Annotated in this window: 17 protein-coding genes; 14 read left to right on the plus strand and 3 right to left on the minus strand. The window is 68.4% G+C overall.

The features are described 5' to 3' along the window. The first annotated feature begins 88 nt into the window (after positions 1–88). The 11 genes from BM172_RS15565 (at position 89) to purH (ending at position 10,335) form a co-directional block, all read left to right on the plus strand. Complete coding sequence (locus BM172_RS15565) at positions 89–2,281, plus strand: protein-disulfide reductase DsbD family protein (protein WP_026634933.1); 2,193 nt, start codon at positions 89–91, stop codon at positions 2,279–2,281. Continuing rightward, complete coding sequence (locus BM172_RS15570) at positions 2,281–2,826, plus strand: peroxiredoxin family protein (protein WP_026634934.1); 546 nt, start codon at positions 2,281–2,283, stop codon at positions 2,824–2,826. The genes BM172_RS15565 and BM172_RS15570 overlap by 1 nt, the downstream gene beginning before the upstream one ends. 151 nt (positions 2,827–2,977) lie before the next feature. Further along, the gene (gene aroQ, locus BM172_RS15575) at positions 2,978–3,427 is read left to right on the plus strand and encodes a type II 3-dehydroquinate dehydratase (protein ID WP_026634935.1); all 450 of its coding nucleotides are present in this window, start codon (positions 2,978–2,980) and stop codon (positions 3,425–3,427) included. 63 nt (positions 3,428–3,490) lie between these two features. Continuing rightward, positions 3,491–3,949 carry an acetyl-CoA carboxylase biotin carboxyl carrier protein gene (gene accB, locus BM172_RS15580; protein WP_026634936.1) on the plus strand — a complete coding sequence of 153 codons (459 nt, stop codon included), beginning with the start codon at positions 3,491–3,493 and terminating at the stop codon, positions 3,947–3,949. A gap of 17 nt (positions 3,950–3,966) precedes the next feature. After that, the gene (locus BM172_RS15585) at positions 3,967–4,350 is read left to right on the plus strand and encodes a four helix bundle protein (protein ID WP_026634937.1); all 384 of its coding nucleotides are present in this window, start codon (positions 3,967–3,969) and stop codon (positions 4,348–4,350) included. Between the two features lie 34 nt (positions 4,351–4,384). After that, positions 4,385–5,761 (plus strand): acetyl-CoA carboxylase biotin carboxylase subunit, encoded by a 1,377-nt coding sequence (accC, locus tag BM172_RS15590; protein WP_026634938.1) that lies wholly within the window; start codon positions 4,385–4,387, stop codon positions 5,759–5,761. Positions 5,762–5,886: 125 nt separating this feature from the next. Then, positions 5,887–6,789 carry a 50S ribosomal protein L11 methyltransferase gene (gene prmA / locus BM172_RS15595; RefSeq protein ID WP_026634939.1) on the plus strand — a complete coding sequence of 301 codons (903 nt, stop codon included), beginning with the start codon at positions 5,887–5,889 and terminating at the stop codon, positions 6,787–6,789. 107 nt (positions 6,790–6,896) lie between these two features. After that, positions 6,897–7,694 (plus strand): zinc-ribbon and DUF3426 domain-containing protein, encoded by a 798-nt coding sequence (locus BM172_RS15600; RefSeq protein WP_026634940.1) that lies wholly within the window; start codon positions 6,897–6,899, stop codon positions 7,692–7,694. Between the two features lie 197 nt (positions 7,695–7,891). Beyond that, positions 7,892–8,179: a helix-turn-helix domain-containing protein gene (locus BM172_RS15605; RefSeq protein WP_051548587.1), complete on the plus strand. Its 288-nt coding sequence runs from the start codon at positions 7,892–7,894 to the stop codon at positions 8,177–8,179. Positions 8,180–8,217: 38 nt separating this feature from the next. Next, positions 8,218–8,664 (plus strand): GNAT family N-acetyltransferase, encoded by a 447-nt coding sequence (locus BM172_RS15610; protein ID WP_026634942.1) that lies wholly within the window; start codon positions 8,218–8,220, stop codon positions 8,662–8,664. Between the two features lie 60 nt (positions 8,665–8,724). Further along, positions 8,725–10,335, plus strand: a complete 1,611-nt coding sequence (gene purH / locus BM172_RS15615; RefSeq protein ID WP_026634943.1) for a bifunctional phosphoribosylaminoimidazolecarboxamide formyltransferase/IMP cyclohydrolase — start codon at positions 8,725–8,727, stop codon at positions 10,333–10,335. Between the two features lie 94 nt (positions 10,336–10,429). Here the strand turns inward: purH and BM172_RS15620 are convergent, their stop codons facing one another. Next, the gene (locus BM172_RS15620; RefSeq protein WP_026634944.1) at positions 10,430–11,428 is read right to left on the minus strand and encodes a bile acid:sodium symporter family protein; all 999 of its coding nucleotides are present in this window, start codon (positions 11,426–11,428) and stop codon (positions 10,430–10,432) included. Positions 11,429–11,520: 92 nt separating this feature from the next. On the opposite strand from BM172_RS15620, the gene BM172_RS15625 reads away from it, so the two are divergent. Both BM172_RS15625 and BM172_RS15630 read left to right on the plus strand, forming a co-directional pair. Further along, positions 11,521–12,444 carry a LysR family transcriptional regulator gene (locus tag BM172_RS15625; RefSeq protein WP_026634945.1) on the plus strand — a complete coding sequence of 308 codons (924 nt, stop codon included), beginning with the start codon at positions 11,521–11,523 and terminating at the stop codon, positions 12,442–12,444. 43 nt (positions 12,445–12,487) lie between these two features. Next, on the plus strand, positions 12,488–13,192 hold the full coding sequence (locus BM172_RS15630; protein WP_026634946.1) for a glutathione S-transferase: 705 nt from the start codon (positions 12,488–12,490) through the stop codon (positions 13,190–13,192). Positions 13,193–13,293: 101 nt separating this feature from the next. On the opposite strand, the gene BM172_RS15635 is transcribed toward BM172_RS15630, so the two are convergent. Further along, positions 13,294–13,725 (minus strand): EamA family transporter, encoded by a 432-nt coding sequence (locus BM172_RS15635; RefSeq protein ID WP_026634947.1) that lies wholly within the window; start codon positions 13,723–13,725, stop codon positions 13,294–13,296. A 7-nt stretch (positions 13,726–13,732) separates the two neighbouring features. Next, entirely contained in the window at positions 13,733–14,185 is a 453-nt protein-coding gene (locus tag BM172_RS15640; RefSeq protein WP_026634948.1) for a DUF2782 domain-containing protein, read from the minus strand. A 163-nt stretch (positions 14,186–14,348) separates the two neighbouring features. Here BM172_RS15640 and polA point away from each other — a divergent pair, with 163 nt between their 5' ends. Then, positions 14,349–17,075 carry a DNA polymerase I gene (polA, locus tag BM172_RS15645; protein WP_026634949.1) on the plus strand — a complete coding sequence of 909 codons (2,727 nt, stop codon included), beginning with the start codon at positions 14,349–14,351 and terminating at the stop codon, positions 17,073–17,075. The last annotated feature ends 201 nt before the right edge of the window (positions 17,076–17,276 follow it).

Here is a 17,276-nt window from a genome sequence, read left to right on the forward strand (position 1 = left end):
CACCCAACCGGCGCCTCGCAGGCCGGCTGCGCCATAATTCGAGATCGCCCGCGTCCCCACGCCGGGCACTCCCTTCGCTGGAGCCGCAATGCAACCGATCTGCTTGAATCGTCCGACGGCGCGCTTCATCGCCCTGGCCTGGCTGCTGTTGGCACTGCTGCTGTCCGGCATCTCCAGCGCCTGGGCGCAGGACGACGACAACATCCTGCCGGTGACCGAGGCCTACAAGCTGAAGGCCGACGCCTCCACGCCCGGTGTCGTGAAACTGCACTGGGACATCGCGCCGGACTACTACCTCTATCGCGGGCGCATGAAGTTCACCGGCGCCGACGGCGTCACCGCCGGCGAAGCCAGGCTGCCCGACGGCGCCAGGCATCACGACGAATACCTCGGCGACGTGGAGATCTATCACCACGAAGTCGACGCGACCGTGCCCTACACCGTCGCCCCCGGCACGCAGCGGCTGAAGCTCGCCGTGCGCTACCAGGGCTGCCACGAAGTGGAGCCGAAGATCTGCTATCCGCCGCATACCGAGCAGCTCGACCTGCCGCTGCCGGCGGGTGCCGCACAGGCCGATGCGGCCGCGCCGCAGACGCTCGGCGCCGCGCTGGCGCAGATCGGCGGCACTTCGCCGTCCACCGCCGCGCCCGGCACCGACGCCGCACCGCTGCCGGCCGAGCAGGCCTTCCGCTTCGAAGCCCTGGCCAGCAAGCCGAACCAACTGCTGCTGCGCTGGACCATGCCCAAGGGCTATTACCTGTATCGCGACCAGACCTCGCTGCATCTCAATGCCGCGGGCCTGAAGCTCGGCCAGCCGCAGTGGCCGCAGGGCACCGTCAAGCAGGATCCGCACTTCGGCAAGGTCACCGTGTACTTCGACCAAGTCGAGCTGCCGGTGGCGATCCAGGGCGATCTCGCCGGCCGCAGGCAGGTTGCGATCGAGGCCAGCTTCCAGGGTTGCCAGGACGGCGGCCTGTGCTATCCGCTGATGACCCGCGCGGTGGACGTGGACCTGGCCGGCGGCACCACCGCGGTCGGCCAGGCCGCGGCCGGCCCGGCGCCGGAAACGCGCCCCGCCGCCGAACTGGAAGTCAGCCTGTGGGCCGCGCTGCTGCTCGCCCTGGGCGGCGGCCTGGTGCTGAACCTGATGCCCTGCGTATTGCCGGTGTTGTCGATCAAGGCGGTCGGCCTGATCGAAAGCGGCGAGAGCCCCGCGCATCGCCGCCGCCATGCGCTGGCCTATACCGCCGGCGTGCTGGTCAGCTTCGTCGTGCTGGGCCTGGTGATCCTGTCGCTGAAGGCGGCGTGGGGCGCGCAGCTGCAGCGGCCACTGGTGGTCGCCGCGCTGTCGCTGGTGATGCTGGCGGTGGCGCTGTCGATGTCCGGCGTGGTGCAGTTCGGCGCCTCGCTGGGCAATGCCGGCAGCGGGCTGGCCAGCCGGGCGGGCCTGGCTGGCGACTTCTTCACCGGCGTGCTCGCGGTGGTGGTGGCCAGTCCCTGCACCGCGCCGTTCATGGGCAGCGCGCTGGCCTATGCGCTGGCCGCGCCCACCGCGCAGGCGATGCTGGTGTTCGTCATGCTGGGGCTGGGCCTGGCCCTGCCCTTCCTCGCCGTGGGTTACGTGCCGGCGCTGGCGCGCCTGCTGCCGCGGCCCGGCGCCTGGATGGAAACGCTCAAGCAGGTGCTGGCCTTCCCGATGTATCTGGCGGCGGTGTGGCTGGCCTGGGTGCTGGCCAACCAGCGCGGCGCCGATGCGGTCGGCCTGCTGCTGGTGGCCGGCGTGATGCTGGCGATGGCGCTGTGGTGGTTCGAGCGCAGCCGCTATCGCAGCGCGGGCGCGCGCAGCCTGGCGGTGCTGCCGCTGCTGCTGGGGCTGGCGCCGCTGTATTACCTGGCGCATCTGCCGCCCCCGGTCGCCGCCGCCAGCGCCGCCGAGGGCACCGTCGCCTTCACCCCGGCCAAGCTCGCCGAGCTGCGCAAGGCCGGCACCCCGGTCTTCGTCGACATGACCGCCGACTGGTGCATCACCTGCAAGGCCAATGAGCACGCGGTGCTGGCCACCGACGCCTTCCGCGACCTGCTCAAGCGCACCGGCGCGGTCTATATGAAGGGCGACTGGACCAACGAGGACCCGGACATCACCGCCTTCCTGCAGCAGTACCACACCCCCGGCGTGCCGCTGTACGTGGTGTTCCCCAAGCACGGCGGCGACGGCCGCAAGCTGCCGACGGTGCTGACCTCCTCGCTGGTCGAGCAAGCGCTGACCGAGGCGGCGAAGTAATGCTCAGCCGCGGCAACTGGCTGATCCTCGGCGCGGCGGTGCTGGTCGCCGCGCTGGGCGGCTGGCTGCAGCACGCCAGCCGGCAGGCCCGCGCACCGGCGGGGGTGCAGGTGGCGAACGTCGGCGACGTCCGCCCGGACCTGGCCTTGCCCGGCCTGGACGGCAAGGAGCACCGCCTGTCCGACTTCCATGGCCGCCGCGTGCTGCTCAATTTCTGGGCCAGCTGGTGCGGCCCCTGCCTGGACGAGATGCCGGCGCTGGCCAGGGCGCAGGCGAAATTCGGCGAACAGGGCGCGATCGTCGTCGGCATTGCCATGGACGAGCCGGCGCGGGCACGCGAGTTCCTGGCCGCCCATCCGGTGGGCTATCCGATCCTGCTGGGTCGGCTGGACAGTCCCAGCACTTCGCTGCGGCTGGGCAACGTCGGCGAAGTGCTGCCGTACAGCGTGCTGCTGGACGGCAACGGCCGCATCCTCGACGTCCGCCGCGGCGCCCTGGACACGGCGACGCTGGAACGCTGGCTGGCGCCGCCGGCCGCGCCCTGAGGCCATTCCGGCAGCCATACGGCCTCGCACGGTTTAACGCGAACTTCTCCGCCGAACATCGCCGATCTGCGCCGAACTGGACAACATTGCCGACTGCGCGCACACTCCCGCCGGTCGCCGGGCCCTGCCCGGTCCCGTTGAAGGTTTCGGCGTGGCGAAGATCCTGGTTCTGCACGGACCCAATCTCAATCTGCTGGGCGCGCGCGAGCCGGAGATCTACGGCCACACCACCCTGGCCGACATCAACGCCGCCCTTGCCGCCCGCGCCCGCGAGGCCGGCCACGAACTGGCCTGGTACCAGTCCAACGCCGAGCACGAGCTGATCGGCCGCATCCACCAGGCCCGCGACGAGCAGGTGGCGACGATCCTGTTCAACCCCGGCGCCTTCACCCATACCAGCATCGCGCTGCGCGACGCGCTGGCGGCGGTGGCGATCCCGTTCGTCGAGGTGCACCTGTCCAATGTGCATGCGCGCGAACCGTTCCGCCGCCACTCCTACCTGGCGGACATCGCGGTCGGCGTGATCTGCGGCTTCGGCCCGGACAGCTACCGGCTGGCCCTGGAAGCGGCCCTGAGCCGCCTGGAGCGGACGGCCGCCTGAGCCGCCCGCCAAAAGATTTCCCTTCCCTGCCGCCGTGGCGGCACCAACGAAAAGGTTTGTCCGATGGACCTGCGCAAGATCAAGAAACTGATCGACCTGCTCGAGGAATCCAACCTCGCCGAGCTCGAGATCAAGGAGGGCGAGGAAGTCGTGCGCCTCTCGCGCGTGCCCAAGGGAACCGTGAACGTCGCCGCCGCACCGGTCATGGCGCCCGTGATGCAGGCGCCCGCTCCGGTCGCCGCCCCGGCCCCCGCCGCCGAAGCCGCCCCCGCCAGCACGCTGCCGGCCGGCCACGTGGTGAAGGCGCCGATGGTCGGCACGTTCTACGCCTCGGCCACCCCCGGCGCGGCCGCCTTCGTCAAGGTCGGCCAGCAGGTCAAGGCCGGCGAGACGCTGGGCATCATCGAAGCGATGAAGATGTTCAACCAGATCGAGGCCGACGTGGCCGGCACCGTGCAGGCCATCCTGGTCGACAACGGCCAGCCGGTGGAATTCGACCAGCCCATGTTCGTGATCGCCTGAAAGGTGGGGAATAGGGAATCGTGAATAGGGAATCGGCGAAGCGGCCACATGAAGACCTGACGGTCTGGCAGCAAGCCATGTCGCTTGTGGAGCAGGTCTATGCCTGCTCTTCCAAGTTTCCCGATTCCGAGCGGTTTGGTTTGACTGCGCAGCTAAGGCGCGCCGCCATCAGCGTCCCTTCGAATATCGCCGAGGGTGCTGCTCGACGCTCGACTCCTGAATACCTTCGCTTTCTTTCGATTGCGCGTGGCTCGTTGTCCGAGCTCGATACCCAACTTCAAATTGCGTATCGGCTCGGTTACAGCGAGTTTCCACCAGAAATCAAGACACGTATCGACGATGTCTTCGCCATGCTGACGGGCCTCATGAACGCACTTCAAGCCCGCGAAGCGACGCGATGATGCGCCTATTCCCTATTCCCGACTCCCTATTCCCATGCCCTTATTAGAGAAAGTCGTCATCGCCAACCGGGGGGAGATCGCGCTGCGCGTGCTGCGCGCCTGCCATAGCCTCGGCATCAAGACGGTCGCGGTGCATTCCACCGCGGACCGCAACCTCAAGCACGTCGGCCTGGCCGACGAATCGATCTGCATCGGCCCGGCGCCGTCGGTCGACAGCTACCTCAACATCCCGCGCATCATCGCCGCGGCCGAGATCACCGACGCCCAGGCGATCCATCCGGGCTACGGCTTCCTGTCCGAACGCGCCGACTTCGCCGAGCAGGTGGAACAGTCCGGCTTCATCTTCATCGGCCCGACCGCGGACGTGATCCGCCTGATGGGCGACAAGGTCGAAGCGATCCGCGCCATGAAGGCCGCGGGCGTGCCCTGCGTGCCCGGCTCCGGCGGCCCGCTCGGCGACGAAGTGGACGAGAACATCCGCATCGCGCGCGAGATCGGCTACCCGGTGATCATCAAGGCCGCCGGCGGCGGCGGCGGCCGCGGCATGCGCGTGGTGCGCACCGAGGCACACCTGGGCAACGCCATCACCATGACCAAGCAGGAGGCCAAGGCGGCCTTCGGCAACGATCAGGTGTACATGGAGAAATTCCTGGAGAATCCGCGCCACGTGGAGATCCAGGTGCTGGCCGACGGCCAGGGCCACGCCATCCACCTGGGCGAACGCGACTGCTCGATGCAGCGCCGCCACCAGAAGGTCGTCGAAGAAGCACCCGCGCCGGGGATCACGCCGGAACTGCGCGAGCAGATCGGCAAGGTCTGCGTCGACGCCTGCCTGCGCATCGGCTACCGCGGCGCCGGCACCTTCGAGTTCCTGTTCGAGAACGGCCGCTTCTACTTCATCGAGATGAACACCCGCATCCAGGTGGAGCATCCGGTGACCGAGCTGATCACCGGCATCGACCTGGTGCGCGAGCAGCTGCTGATCGCCGGCGGCGAGAAGCTGTCGATCCGCCAGGAAGACATCAAGATCCACGGCCACGCGATCGAGTGCCGCATCAATGCCGAGGATCCGGACAGCTTCCTGCCCTCGCCCGGCACCGTGAAGCGCTTCGAAGCGCCGGGCGGCCCCGGCGTGCGCGTCGACACGCACCTGTACGACGGCTACAAGATCCCGCCGAACTACGATTCGATGATCGGCAAGCTGATCGTGCACGGCCCGGACCGCGAGACCGCCATCGCGCGCATGCGCCTGGCCCTGGCCGAGACGGTGATCGAAGGGGTGAAGTGCAACATCCCGCTGCAGCAGCGCATCATGGCCGACGTCGGCTTCCAGCACGGTGGACAGAACATCCACTATCTGGAGAAGCGCATGGCCGAGCAGAAAGAACAGGCACACCCGCCGGCGCACTGACGGGCGTTTGTCTCGAAGCGGGGACGCAGGTTGTCCGACTTGCGTCCCCGCTGTCGTTTTCCGGCCCCGCCGCCTGCCTATACTCGGCACCTGCGGCCGCGCGGCCTTCCATTGCGTTGCGATCCATGCCCTTTCTCGAACTGACCCTCACCATCCGCTCCGAACAACAGCCACGCGTGGAAGAAGCGCTGGAGGACATCGGTGCGCTGTCCGTGACACTGCAGGACGCCGATGCGGAAACGCCGGACGAGCAGGCGATCTTCGAGCCGGGCGTGGGCGAGCTGCCGCTGTGGCCGACCATCACCTTGAACGCGCTGTTCGATGAGCACACCGACCGGCGCGGCCTCACCGAAGCACTGGGCGAACTGCTGCCCTGGCTGGAACCGGACCAGGTGCAATACCGCGATATCGCCGACCAGGACTGGGAACGCGCATGGATGGACACGTTCAAGCCGATGCAGTTCGGCCGCCGGCTGTGGATCTATCCGTGGAACATCGAACCGCCGGCGGATGACGACGCGGTGGTGGTGCGCCTGGATCCGGGCCTGGCCTTCGGCAGCGGCACCCATCCCACCACGGCGCTGTGCCTGGAATGGCTCGATGCGCAGGCGTTGCAGGGACGCAGCGTGATCGATTACGGCTGCGGCTCGGGCATTCTCGCCATCGCCGCGCTCAAGCTCGGCGCCGCCAGCGCGGTGGGCGTGGACAACGACCCGCAGGCGCTGACTGCCTCCGCCGACAATGCGGAACGCAACGAAGTCGCCGAGCGGCTGGCTTTGTTCCTGCCCGAAGATCACGACGTCGAGCCCGCCGACGTGTTCGTCGCCAACATCCTGGCCGGTCCGCTGGCGGAACTCGCGCCCACCTTCGCCGCAGCCGCCAGGCCCGGCGCGCCGTTTGCCATCTCCGGCATTCTCAAGGGCCAGGAAGACGAACTGCTCGAGCGCTATGCCGAATGGTTCGAGGAACTGCGCGCGGATACGCGCGAGGACTGGGTGCGCATCAGCGGACGCCGGCGTCAAGCGTAAGCACGCGGCGTGAACGCAGCGCCAAAGCGCCGACGGCGTTGCACATTCGTCCGAGTTTTTTGCTTTTGCCCTTTACAGGCCGCCGCGCGACCGACTCTACTTATCCGATGTACGCCCAATGCCCCGACTGCCTGACCGTGTTCTCGATGGACACGGAGACCCTTGCGCAGGCGCGCGGCCATGTCGTGTGCGGGCATTGCCAGGCCGAGTTCGACGCGCTGGACAGCCTGAGCGGCCAGCTGCCGCCCGAACCGTTCCAGCGGCTGCCGGCGCGCATGCGCGCCGGTGCGCTGCTGCCGCGGGTGGAATCGGCGGTGTACCGGCCGCGGCCCGAGCAACCGGCCTTCGCGGCCGAACCCGCCGCGACAGGGTCCGGCGAAGACTTCTCCCAGCTGACGTTCTCGCCGCGCTTCGCGCGCGAAGCGCGGCGCGGCGGTGCGCGGCGCTGGCCGTGGCTGGTGGCGTGCCTGATCCTGCTGCTGCTGCTGTGCGCGCAGCTGGCCTGGGCCAAGCGCGACGACCTGGTGGCCGACACCACCGCCGGTCCCTGGCTGCGCCAGCTCTGCGCCGGCCTCGGCTGCGAGCTGCCGCTGGTGCAGGACACCCGGCGCCTGCATCTGCTGGCCCGCGATGTGCAGGCCCATCCCTCCGTGCCTGGCGCGCTGCTGATCAGCGCCACCGTGCGCAACGACGCGGCGTTCGACCAGCCCTGGCCGGTCGTGGTGGTGACCTTGTCCGACGTCGACGGCAAGCGCCTCGCCATGCGCCGCCTGCGTCCATCCGAATACCTCGGCGACGGCACCACCTCGGCGCACGGCCTGCCGGCCGGCGGCAACGCCGCCCTGGTGCTGGAAGTGGAAGACCCGGGCAACAAGGCCGTGGCGTTCGAGATCGGCTTCGAGTAAGCCGGCTCGAACGGAGCTCGTCCGAATGAACCGGACGGATTCCTAAGAAACTCGCTACTTAAAATTCTTGGGACACAGGGGTAAACTCTCACCCCTTCGACTGCTGCAACCGGCGTTCCATGCGAGCCGCCGCCCGCGGTACCAGCCAAAGCAACATGTGGTGACCCATGCAGTCGCCGCGAAGTCATGTGAGGGAGATGTCCGTGAACGCCGTCAGACTGCCTGCTGCCGAGGCCGCCAAGGAGTCCTCGTCGCAGAGCGCGTTGAGCGAATGCGTTACCCGCACCGTCCGTCGCTATCTCGCCGACATCGGCGACACGGAGTGCGCGGAAGGTCTGCATGCGCTCGTCATCCGCGAAGTGGAAGGACCTCTGCTGCGCGAAGTGCTGGCCTGGCACGACGGCAACCAGAGCCGCGCCGCCACCGCGCTGGGCATCAATCGCGCCACCCTGCGCAAGAAGCTGGCCGCGCACGGCCTGCTGTGAAACCGATGCGGCGCGATGCCGCATCGCAAGGACCACGGATGTCCTCCGCCCTGATCCGCCCCGTGACCGAAGCCGACCATGCCGCGCTCCTCGCGTTGTGGGAGGCGGCCGTGCGCGCCACGCATGATTTCCTCGGCGAGGAAGACATCGCGTTCTTCCGCGGCTTCCTGCCCGGCATCTTTGGCCATCTAGACGTCCAGGTCGCCGAGCTCGATGGCCGCGTGGCGGGTTTCATCGGCACGTCCGCGCGGCATATCGAGGCGCTGTTCGTCGATCCCTCGCTGCACCGGCACGGTATCGGCCGGCAGTTGCTGGACGCGGTGCTGGCGATCGATCCGCGCCTGCCGTGGACAGTGGACGTGAACGAGCAGAACCCCGGCGCCACGCGCTTCTACGAGCGCTACGGCTTCGTGCGCATCGGCCGCTCGGAGCTGGACGCGAGCGGCCGTCCATTCCCGCTGCTGCATCTGGTGCTGCGCCGCTGAGCGCGCCAAGGACCGGGGCGGCGGCGCTATAATTGCGCCTTTCCCGCAGGAACCCGCCTCATGTCCGCAGCTTCCACGGCGCCGATCCGCCGCGCCCTGCTCAGCGTCTCCGACAAACACGGGCTGATCGACCTGGCCCGCCGCCTGTCCGCCAAGGGCATCGAGCTGCTCTCCACCGGCGGCAGCGCCAAGGCGATCCGCGAGGCCGGCCTGCCGGTCAAGGACGTGAGCGAACTGACCGGCTTCCCCGAGATCATGGACGGCCGCGTGAAGACCCTGCACCCGAAGGTGCACGGCGGCCTGCTCGGCCGCCGCGGCACCGACGATGCGGTGATGGCGCAGCTGGAGATCGCACCGATCGACCTGCTGGTGCTGAACCTGTATCCGTTCGAAGCCACCGTGGCGCGCGCGGACTGCACGCTGGAGCAGGCCATCGAGAACATCGACATCGGCGGCCCGGCCATGCTTCGTTCCGCGGCCAAGAACTGGAACGACGTCGGCGTGCTCACCTCGCCCGACCAGTACGACGAAGCGCTGCAGGAAATCGAACGCGAGGGCGGCCTGTCGCGCGCCACGCGCTTCAAGCTCGCGGTGGCCGCATTCAATCGCGTGTCCAACTACGACGCGGCGATCAGCGACTATCTCTCGGCTATCCATCTCAACGAGACGCAGGACGCGATCGCCAGCAAGGATCTGTTCTCGGGCCAGGCCAACGGCCGCTTCGTCAAGCTGATGGACCTGCGCTACGGCGAGAATCCGCACCAGCACGCCGCGTTCTACCGCGACCTTTATCCCGCGCCGGGCACGCTGGCCACGTTCCGCCAGATCCAGGGCAAGGAACTGTCGTTCAACAACATCGCCGACGCCGACGCGGCGTGGGAATGCGTGCGCAGCTTCGCCAAGCCGGCCTGCGTGATCGTCAAGCACGCCAATCCCTGCGGCGTGGCGGTGAGCCTCGAAGGCGTGGGCCGCGCCTACGACCTGGCCTTCCAGACCGATCCGACCTCGGCCTTCGGCGGCATCATCGCCTTCAACCGCGAGCTGGACGGCGCCACCGCGCGCGCCATCGTCGAGCGCCAGTTCGTCGAAGTGGTGCTGGCGCCGGCCTATGCCGAAGACGCCCTGCTGGCCTTCGCCAAGAAGGGCAATGTGCGCGTGCTGCTGATCCCGCCGCCGGCCGACGGCGATCTGCGCAGCCCGCATCCGGGCGCCGACGTGCGCCGCGTGGGCTCGGGCCTGCTGATCCAGACTGCCGACCGCGGCATGGTCACCGCGGAAGACCTCAAGGTGGTGACGAAGCGCGCGCCGACCGAAGCGGAGATCCACGACCTGATCTTCGCCTGGAAGGTGGCCAAGTACGTCAAGAGCAACGCCATCGTCTATGCGCGCGACCGCCAGACCATCGGCATCGGCGCCGGCCAGATGAGCCGCGTGTACAGCGCGCGCATCGCCGGCATCAAGGCGGCCGACGAGAAGCTGGAAGTGCGCGGTTCGGTGATGGCGTCCGACGCGTTCTTCCCGTTCCGCGACGGCATCGATGCGGCGGCACAGGCGGGCATCACCGCGGTGATCCAGCCGGGTGGCTCCATGCGCGACGCCGAAACGATCGCCGCGGCGGACGAGCACGGCATGGCAATGGTGTTCACCGGCATGCGCCACTTCCGCCACTGATCCCGCGTAGGTTGGGGTGAGCCGCAGGCGAACCCCAACGATGCGATGCGCTTGAAGGTGGCGATGTTGGGCTTCGCCTGCGGCTCACCCCAACCTACGAAGGCCGCGTCTCCGCAGCGCTCTTCCACTCCACCGACCGCGCCGCATAGCGCCGCGCCAGCACCGCGCAGGTCATCAGCTGGATCTGGTGGAACAGCATGATCGGCAGCACGATCGCGCCCAGCGGATGGCCGGCGAACAGCACCTTGGCCATCGGCACGCCGCTGGCGAGGCTCTTCTTGGAGCCGCAGAACACGATGGTGATTTCGTCGGCGCGCCCGAAGCCCAGCGCACGCGCGCCGTAGCGCGTGACCAGCAGCGCGATCGCCAGCAGCACCGCGTTCACCACCAGCAGGCCGCCCAGCACCGGCAGCGGCACCTGCTTCCACAGGCCCTGCAGCACCGCCGCGCTGAAAGCGGTGTACACCACCAGCAGGATCGAGCCCTGGTCCACGTACGACACCAGGCCGCGATGCTTCGCCACCCAGCCGCCGATCCAGCGCTGCGCGACCTGGCCGGCGACGAACGGCACGAACAGCTGCAAGACGATCGAGCCGATCGCATCCCAGGACATGCCGCCCTGCCCATGCGATTCCAGCATCAGCCCCACCAGCAGCGGCGTGATCACGATACCCAGCAGGCTGGACGCCGAGGCCGAGCAGATCGCCGCGGCGACGTTGCCGCGCGCGATCGAGGTAAAGGCGATCGACGACTGCACCGTCGACGGCAGCGCGCACAGGAACAGCACGCCCAGGTACAGCTCCGGCGTCACCAGCGGCGCCAGCAACGGACGCAGCAGCAGGCCCAGCAGCGGAAACAGCGCGAAGGTGCTGGCCAGCACGGTCAGGTGCAGCCGCCAGTGCGTGGCGCCGGCGACCACCGCCTCGCGCGACAGCTTGGCGCCGTGCAGGAAGAACAGCAGCGCGATCGCCGCGTCGGTCAGCACCTCGAACACGCTCGCGGCGCTGCCGCGGCAGGGCAGCACGGTGGCCAGCGCCACGGTGACGATCAGCGCGCAGGTGAAGCGGTCGGGAAGGAAGCGACGGAGCGACATGGCGGAAGGTCCGAGCGGGACTGCGGCGTATTGCAGCGGCTGGCTATTGATAAATCAAATCGTTTTATCTTATTCACTGATACGATATCTGCATGAACGTCAGCCTGCGCCAGCTCCGCGCCTTCCTCGCCGTGGCCCGCCTGCAGCACTTCCGGCGCGCCGCCGAAAGCCTGCACCTGACCCAGCCGGCGATCAGCCGGCACATCGCCGACCTGGAAGCCGAGCTGGACGTGCGCCTGTTCGACCGCAACACGCGCGAAGTCGTACCCACCGAAGCCGGCCGCTACCTGCAGGGCGCGGTGGAGCGCGTACTGGACGAACTGGAAGGCGTGCTCGCCCACGTACATTCGGAAAGCGAGCGGCGGCGCGGCAAGGTGCGGGTGGCCTCGGTGCCGACCCTTTCCGCGGGATTGATGCCAGCCAGCATCGCCGCCTGTGCACGCGACTATCCGCAGCTCACCGTGCAGTTGCACGATCAGTCGCAGACCCTGGTGCTGGACAGCGTGCGCAGCGGCGAAGTGGATTTCGGCCTGGCCATCGAACCGGCCGATCGCGAGTCCTTCGACACCGAAACCATCCTGCACGACCCGTTCGTGCTGGTCTGCCGCGCCGATCATCCGTTCGCCGCACTGGCCGAAGTGCCGTGGAAGAAGCTCAAGGGCCAGCCGCTGGTGCTGCTCGACCAGACCTCCGGCAGCCGCCGCCTGATCGACCGCCAGCTGGCCGCGCTGCGCATCGATCCCGACGTCGCGCAGCAGGCGGGACACACACTCACCGCGTTCCGCATGGTGGAGGCTGGCCTGGGCGTGAGCATCACGCCGCAACTGTCGCTGCCGGCGGCCGGCGCATTGGTAGCGCGGCCCCTGGTGCCGGTGGTGCAACGCGCGGTCACCCTGATCCGCCGCCGTCATCGCTCGCTCTCGCCGCTGGCGGCGCTGGTGTGGGAACGCATCCGCGATACGGCCGCGACGCTCGCGCCGGCGCCGGATACGCGCAGGAAGATCACGCCGCGTTGAGCCGCGCGCGCCTAGCGTCGGCGTTTCCCCGCAGGAGACCGCCATGCGCTACCAGCTCTACTACTGGACCGGCATCCAGGGCCGCGGCGAATTCGTGCGCCTGGCATTGGAAGACGCCGGCGCGGATTACGTCGACGTCGCGCGCGAACAGGGCGACGACGCGATCATGCCGTTCCTGCGCGGCGAGAAGCCGGGCGCCCGGCCGTTCGCGCCGCCGTTCCTCAAGGCGGGCCGCCTGGTGATCGCGCAGACCGCGGAAATCCTGTCCTGGCTCGGGCCACGCCACGCGCTGGTGCCGAACAGCGAAGCGGCGCGCTTATATGCGCACCAGCTGGAACTGACCATCTCCGACCTGGTGGTGGAGGCGCACGACACGCATCATCCGATCGCCGGCGGCCTGTATTACGAAGACCAGCGCCCTGCAGCGAAGCAACGTGCGGAGGATTTCCGCACGCAGCGCATGCCGAAGTTCCTTGGCTATTTCGAGCAGGTGCTGGACAAGGCCGGCGGCCGCCACGCACTGGGCCGGCATTCGTATGTCGACCTCTCGCTGTTCCAGGTGATGAGCGGGCTTGGCTATGCGTTTCCCAAGGCGATGAAGCGCATGCGCAAAAAATTGCCGCTGCTGACCTCGCTGGCCGAACGCGTCGCAGAACGCCCGCGTATCGCCGCGTACCTCGCATCGCCGCGGCGCATTCCATTCAACGAGATGGGCATCTTCCGGCACTACCCCGAGCTCGATGCGTAAATGGGTAGGTTGGGGTGAGCCGCAGGCGAACCCCAACGTCGTCACCGTCAAGCGCATCGCAATGTTGGGGTTCGCCTGTGGCTCACCCCAACCTACATGTTTCAGAAGATCGCAATTACCAGCGCACCCGCCAGGATCAGCGCACCGCCTATCAACGTCGGCAAGCTCGGCTTCTCGCCCAGCACCAGCAGGCCGAGCACGATCACGAACGCCACGCTGAGCTTGTCGATCGGCGCCACCTTGCTCACCGGCCCCAGCTGCAGCGCGCGGTAATAGCACAGCCACGACAGCCCGGTGGCGATGCCCGACAACACCAGGAACAGCCACGTCTGCCAGGACAATCCCGACGGCCGCGCCCACTCGCTGCGCAGGCTGAGGATGCCCGCCGTCACCAGCAGGATCACCACGGTGCGAATGAAGGTGGCGAGGTTGGAATTGATCCCCGCCACGCCGAGCTTGCCGAACAGCGCGGTCAGCGCGGCGAAGAACGCCGAGCCGAGCGCAAACAGCAGCCAGCTCTCGCGCAGGTTCATGCCGGGCTTACGACCCGCAGGAAGGCTCGCCCTCGGCCGGGCGGCTCTTGCCCCACTCCAGCACCTTGTACATCACCGGCTTCACCGGCTCGCGCGGGCCGCTCTGGCTGACCTGGCTGTAGTTGCCCTTGGGATCGACCAGGTAGACCTGCTCGGGACCGACCTTGGGCTTGACCACGACCTGGTACAGCGCGCCGCTGCGGCGGTATTCCTGGATGGTGCTGTCGTCCTTGCTGCACTCGGTGATCTGCGGCGCTTCGTCGCCCTTGGTGCCGGGCTTGGTGGCGGGCGCCTTGGCGGCGCTCTGCGCGGTGGCCGGCCTGGCCGGCTGGGTGGCCTTGACGCCCGGGTCGTTCATGCCCGGCGGCGGCGGTGCCGGCGGCAGGGACTGGGCCGATTGCGCGAACACCGGCGCGGCGGCGAACACACCCAGGGCAATGAACAGGACGGCAGGCTTCATGATCGATCTCCTCGCGAAGCGCCGAGCATAGCAGCGGGGCCATGCCGCTCCGTGAAGCGCGGCAACACGGCGCATCGGCGCTACACTCGGCCCTTCCCTTCGGCCGGCGCTCGCCCCGCATGGCGTGCGGCCGCCTCCCCTTTCCAAGGCTTCCGTGGCGTCCATGTCCAAGCTCATCCTCATCGACGGCTCCTCGTATCTGTATCGCGCCTTCCACGCGCTGCCTCCGCTGACCAATGCGCAGGGCGAGCCCACCGGCGCGCTGTTCGGCGTGGTCAACATGCTGCGCTCCACGTTGAAGGCCAGGCCGGAATACGTGGCCTTCGTCAGCGATGCGCCCGGCCCCACCTTCCGCGACGCCATGTACGACCAGTACAAGGCCAACCGCCCGCCGATGCCGCAGGATCTCGGCGCGCAGGTCGAGCCGATGCTCGCCATCGTGAGTGCGCTCGGCTTTCCGATCCTGCGCGTGACCGGCGTGGAAGCGGACGACGTGATCGGCACGCTGGCGGTGCAGGCGCATGCGCGCGGCATCGAGGTGGAGATCTCCACCGGCGACAAGGACCTCGCGCAGCTGGTGCGCCCCGGCGTCACCCTGGTCAACACCATGACCAACACCACCATGGACGACGCCGGCGTGATGGAGAAGTTCGGCGTGCGGCCGGAGCAGATCATCGACTACCTCACCCTGGTCGGCGACTCGGTGGACAACGTACCCGGCGTGCCCAAGTGCGGCCCCAAGACGGCGGCGAAGTGGCTGGCCGAGTACGGCTCGCTCGACGGCGTGATCGCCAACGCCGACAAGGTCGGCGGCAAGATCGGCGAGAGCCTGCGCGCGGCGCTGCCGCAGCTGCCGCTGTCGCGCGAACTGGTCACCGTGCGCCTGGACGTGCCGCTGGAACAGGGCGTCGAAGCGCTGAAGCTGCGCGAGCGCGACGCCGACAAGCTGCGCGAGCTGTATACGCGCTACGAGTTCAAGGCCGCGCTGAAGGAACTGGAAGGCGGCGAGTCCGCGGCCGCCGCGCCCGTTCCGACCGCCGCGCCGGCTGTTGCACCGGCGCAACCCGCGGACGATCTCAGCGGACCGGGCCGCTACGAACTGGTCGCCACCGAGGCGCAGCTCGACGCCTGGGTGGACAAGCTGCGCAGCGCCGAACTGATCGCCTTCGACACCGAGACCACCAGCATCGATGCGATGCGCGCCGACATCGTGGGCCTGAGCCTGGCGGTGGAAACCGGCGAGGCCTGCTACATCCCGGTGGCCCACGACTTTCCCGGCGCACCCGCGCAGCTGCCGCGCGAGCTGGTGCTGGCGAAGCTCAAGCCGATCTTCGAGGATCCTGCGCGGCCCAAGCTCGGCCAGCACGCCAAGTACGACATCAACATGCTGTCGCACTACGGCATCGTGCTGCAGGGGCTCAAGCACGATTCGATGCTCGAGTCCTACGTGTGGAACGCCACCGCCACGCGGCACGACATGGATTCGCTGGCGCGCAAATACCTCGGCTACGAAACGGTCAAGTACGAAGAAGTCGCCGGCAAGGGCGCCAAGCAGATTTCCTTCTCGCAGGTGGACCTGGATACCGCCTGCCGCTACGCCGCCGAGGACGCCGACATCACTCTGCGCCTGCACCGCGCGCTGTGGCCGCTGCTCGAACACGTGCCGCGGCTGCGCAGCGTGTACGAGGACATCGAGATCCCGCTGGTGCCGGTGCTCGCCGGCATGGAGCAGCGCGGCGTGCTGATCGACGTGGCGAGCCTGCGCCTGCAGAGCCAGCAGCTGGGCAAGCGCATGCTCGAGCTGCAGCAGCAGGCATGGAAGACGGCCGGCCACGACTTCAGCCTGGACTCGCCCAAGCAGTTGCAGAGCGTGCTGTTCGACGAACTGGGCCTGCCGGCCAAGCTGCGCACGCCGACCGGCCAGCCCTCCACCAACGAGGAAGCGCTGGAAGCGATCGCCGACGAGCATCCGCTGCCGCGTCTGATCCTCGACTACCGCGGCCTGGCCAAGCTGCGCTCCACCTATACCGAGAAGCTGGCCGAGATCGTCAACCCGCGCACCGGCCGCGTGCACACCAGCTATCACCAGGGCGCGGTGGCCACGGGACGCGTGTCCTCGTCCGATCCCAACCTGCAGAACATCCCGGTGCGCACCGAGGAAGGCCGGCGCATCCGCCAAGCCTTCATCGCGCCGCCGGGCTGGAAGGTGATGGCGGCGGACTACTCGCAGATCGAGCTGCGCATCATGGCCCACCTGTCCGGCGACGAAGGCCTGATGCGCGCGTTCCAGGAAGGCGGCGACGTGCATCGCGCCACCGCCGCCGAGGTGTTCGGGCTGGCGCCGGAAGAAGTCAGCGCCAACCAGCGCCGCGCGGCCAAGGCGATCAACTTCGGCCTGATGTACGGCATGAGCGCGTTCGGCCTGGCGCGCCAGCTCGGCGTGGACCGCGGCGAGGCCAGCGACTACATGGCGCGCTACTTCGCCCGCTATCCCGGCGTGCACGCCTTCATGGACGCCACGCGCGAGCAGGCGCACCGCGACGGCTACGTCGAGACCATCTTCGGCCGCCGCCTGTACCTGGAGAACCTCACTAACCGCAACCAGGCGTTGCGCGCCGGCGCCGAGCGCGCGGCGGTGAACGCGCCGATGCAAGGCAGCGCGGCCGACATCATCAAGCGCGCGATGATCTCAGTGGCTGCCTGGTTGAAGGGCCGCGACGACGCGCACATGCTGATGCAGGTGCACGACGAACTGGTGTTCGAGGTGCACGAGGACGCCGTCGACGAAGTGCGCGCCGCGGTGGTCGCACGCATGTCCGGCGCCGCCGAATTGCGCGTGCCGCTGCTGGTCGAGGCCGGCGTCGGCGCCAACTGGGACGAGGCGCACTGAGCTTTCGCGGCATTTGGAATTTCCAAATGAACCGCCAATGAATTTTTTCCGGAATCTTGCTGCAACTTTTCCGGCCAAGGACGTTCTATAGACACGGACGTACGCAACGGCGTCCGCGGCTCACCACCTCCCTGGATGAGCCATCGGCAAGGCGGACCTTCCCCTGGGATCCGCAGCCACGCCCCGAGGGTTCCCCCCTAA

Origin of the sequence: Dyella marensis, from assembly GCF_900112865.1 — a bacterium.
Classification (GTDB): domain Bacteria; phylum Pseudomonadota; class Gammaproteobacteria; order Xanthomonadales; family Rhodanobacteraceae; genus Dyella_D; species Dyella_D marensis_A.

Coding starts and splice junctions, on each gene's coding strand:
- BM172_RS15605 (WP_051548587.1), top strand. CDS start 7,892: ATGTCCGTGAACGCCGTCAGACTGCCTGCTGCCGAGGCCGCCAAGGAG.
- purH (WP_026634943.1), top strand. CDS start 8,725: ATGTCCGCAGCTTCCACGGCGCCGATCCGCCGCGCCCTGCTCAGCGTC.
- BM172_RS15625 (WP_026634945.1), top strand. CDS start 11,521: ATGAACGTCAGCCTGCGCCAGCTCCGCGCCTTCCTCGCCGTGGCCCGC.
- BM172_RS15630 (WP_026634946.1), top strand. CDS start 12,488: ATGCGCTACCAGCTCTACTACTGGACCGGCATCCAGGGCCGCGGCGAA.
- BM172_RS15570 (WP_026634934.1), top strand. CDS start 2,281: ATGCTCAGCCGCGGCAACTGGCTGATCCTCGGCGCGGCGGTGCTGGTC.
- accC (WP_026634938.1), top strand. CDS start 4,385: ATGCCCTTATTAGAGAAAGTCGTCATCGCCAACCGGGGGGAGATCGCG.
- BM172_RS15620 (WP_026634944.1), bottom strand. CDS start 11,428: ATGTCGCTCCGTCGCTTCCTTCCCGACCGCTTCACCTGCGCGCTGATC.
- BM172_RS15640 (WP_026634948.1), bottom strand. CDS start 14,185: ATGAAGCCTGCCGTCCTGTTCATTGCCCTGGGTGTGTTCGCCGCCGCG.
- prmA (WP_026634939.1), top strand. CDS start 5,887: ATGCCCTTTCTCGAACTGACCCTCACCATCCGCTCCGAACAACAGCCA.
- BM172_RS15565 (WP_026634933.1), top strand. CDS start 89: ATGCAACCGATCTGCTTGAATCGTCCGACGGCGCGCTTCATCGCCCTG.
- accB (WP_026634936.1), top strand. CDS start 3,491: ATGGACCTGCGCAAGATCAAGAAACTGATCGACCTGCTCGAGGAATCC.
- BM172_RS15635 (WP_026634947.1), bottom strand. CDS start 13,725: ATGAACCTGCGCGAGAGCTGGCTGCTGTTTGCGCTCGGCTCGGCGTTC.
- BM172_RS15600 (WP_026634940.1), top strand. CDS start 6,897: ATGTACGCCCAATGCCCCGACTGCCTGACCGTGTTCTCGATGGACACG.
- polA (WP_026634949.1), top strand. CDS start 14,349: ATGTCCAAGCTCATCCTCATCGACGGCTCCTCGTATCTGTATCGCGCC.
- BM172_RS15610 (WP_026634942.1), top strand. CDS start 8,218: ATGTCCTCCGCCCTGATCCGCCCCGTGACCGAAGCCGACCATGCCGCG.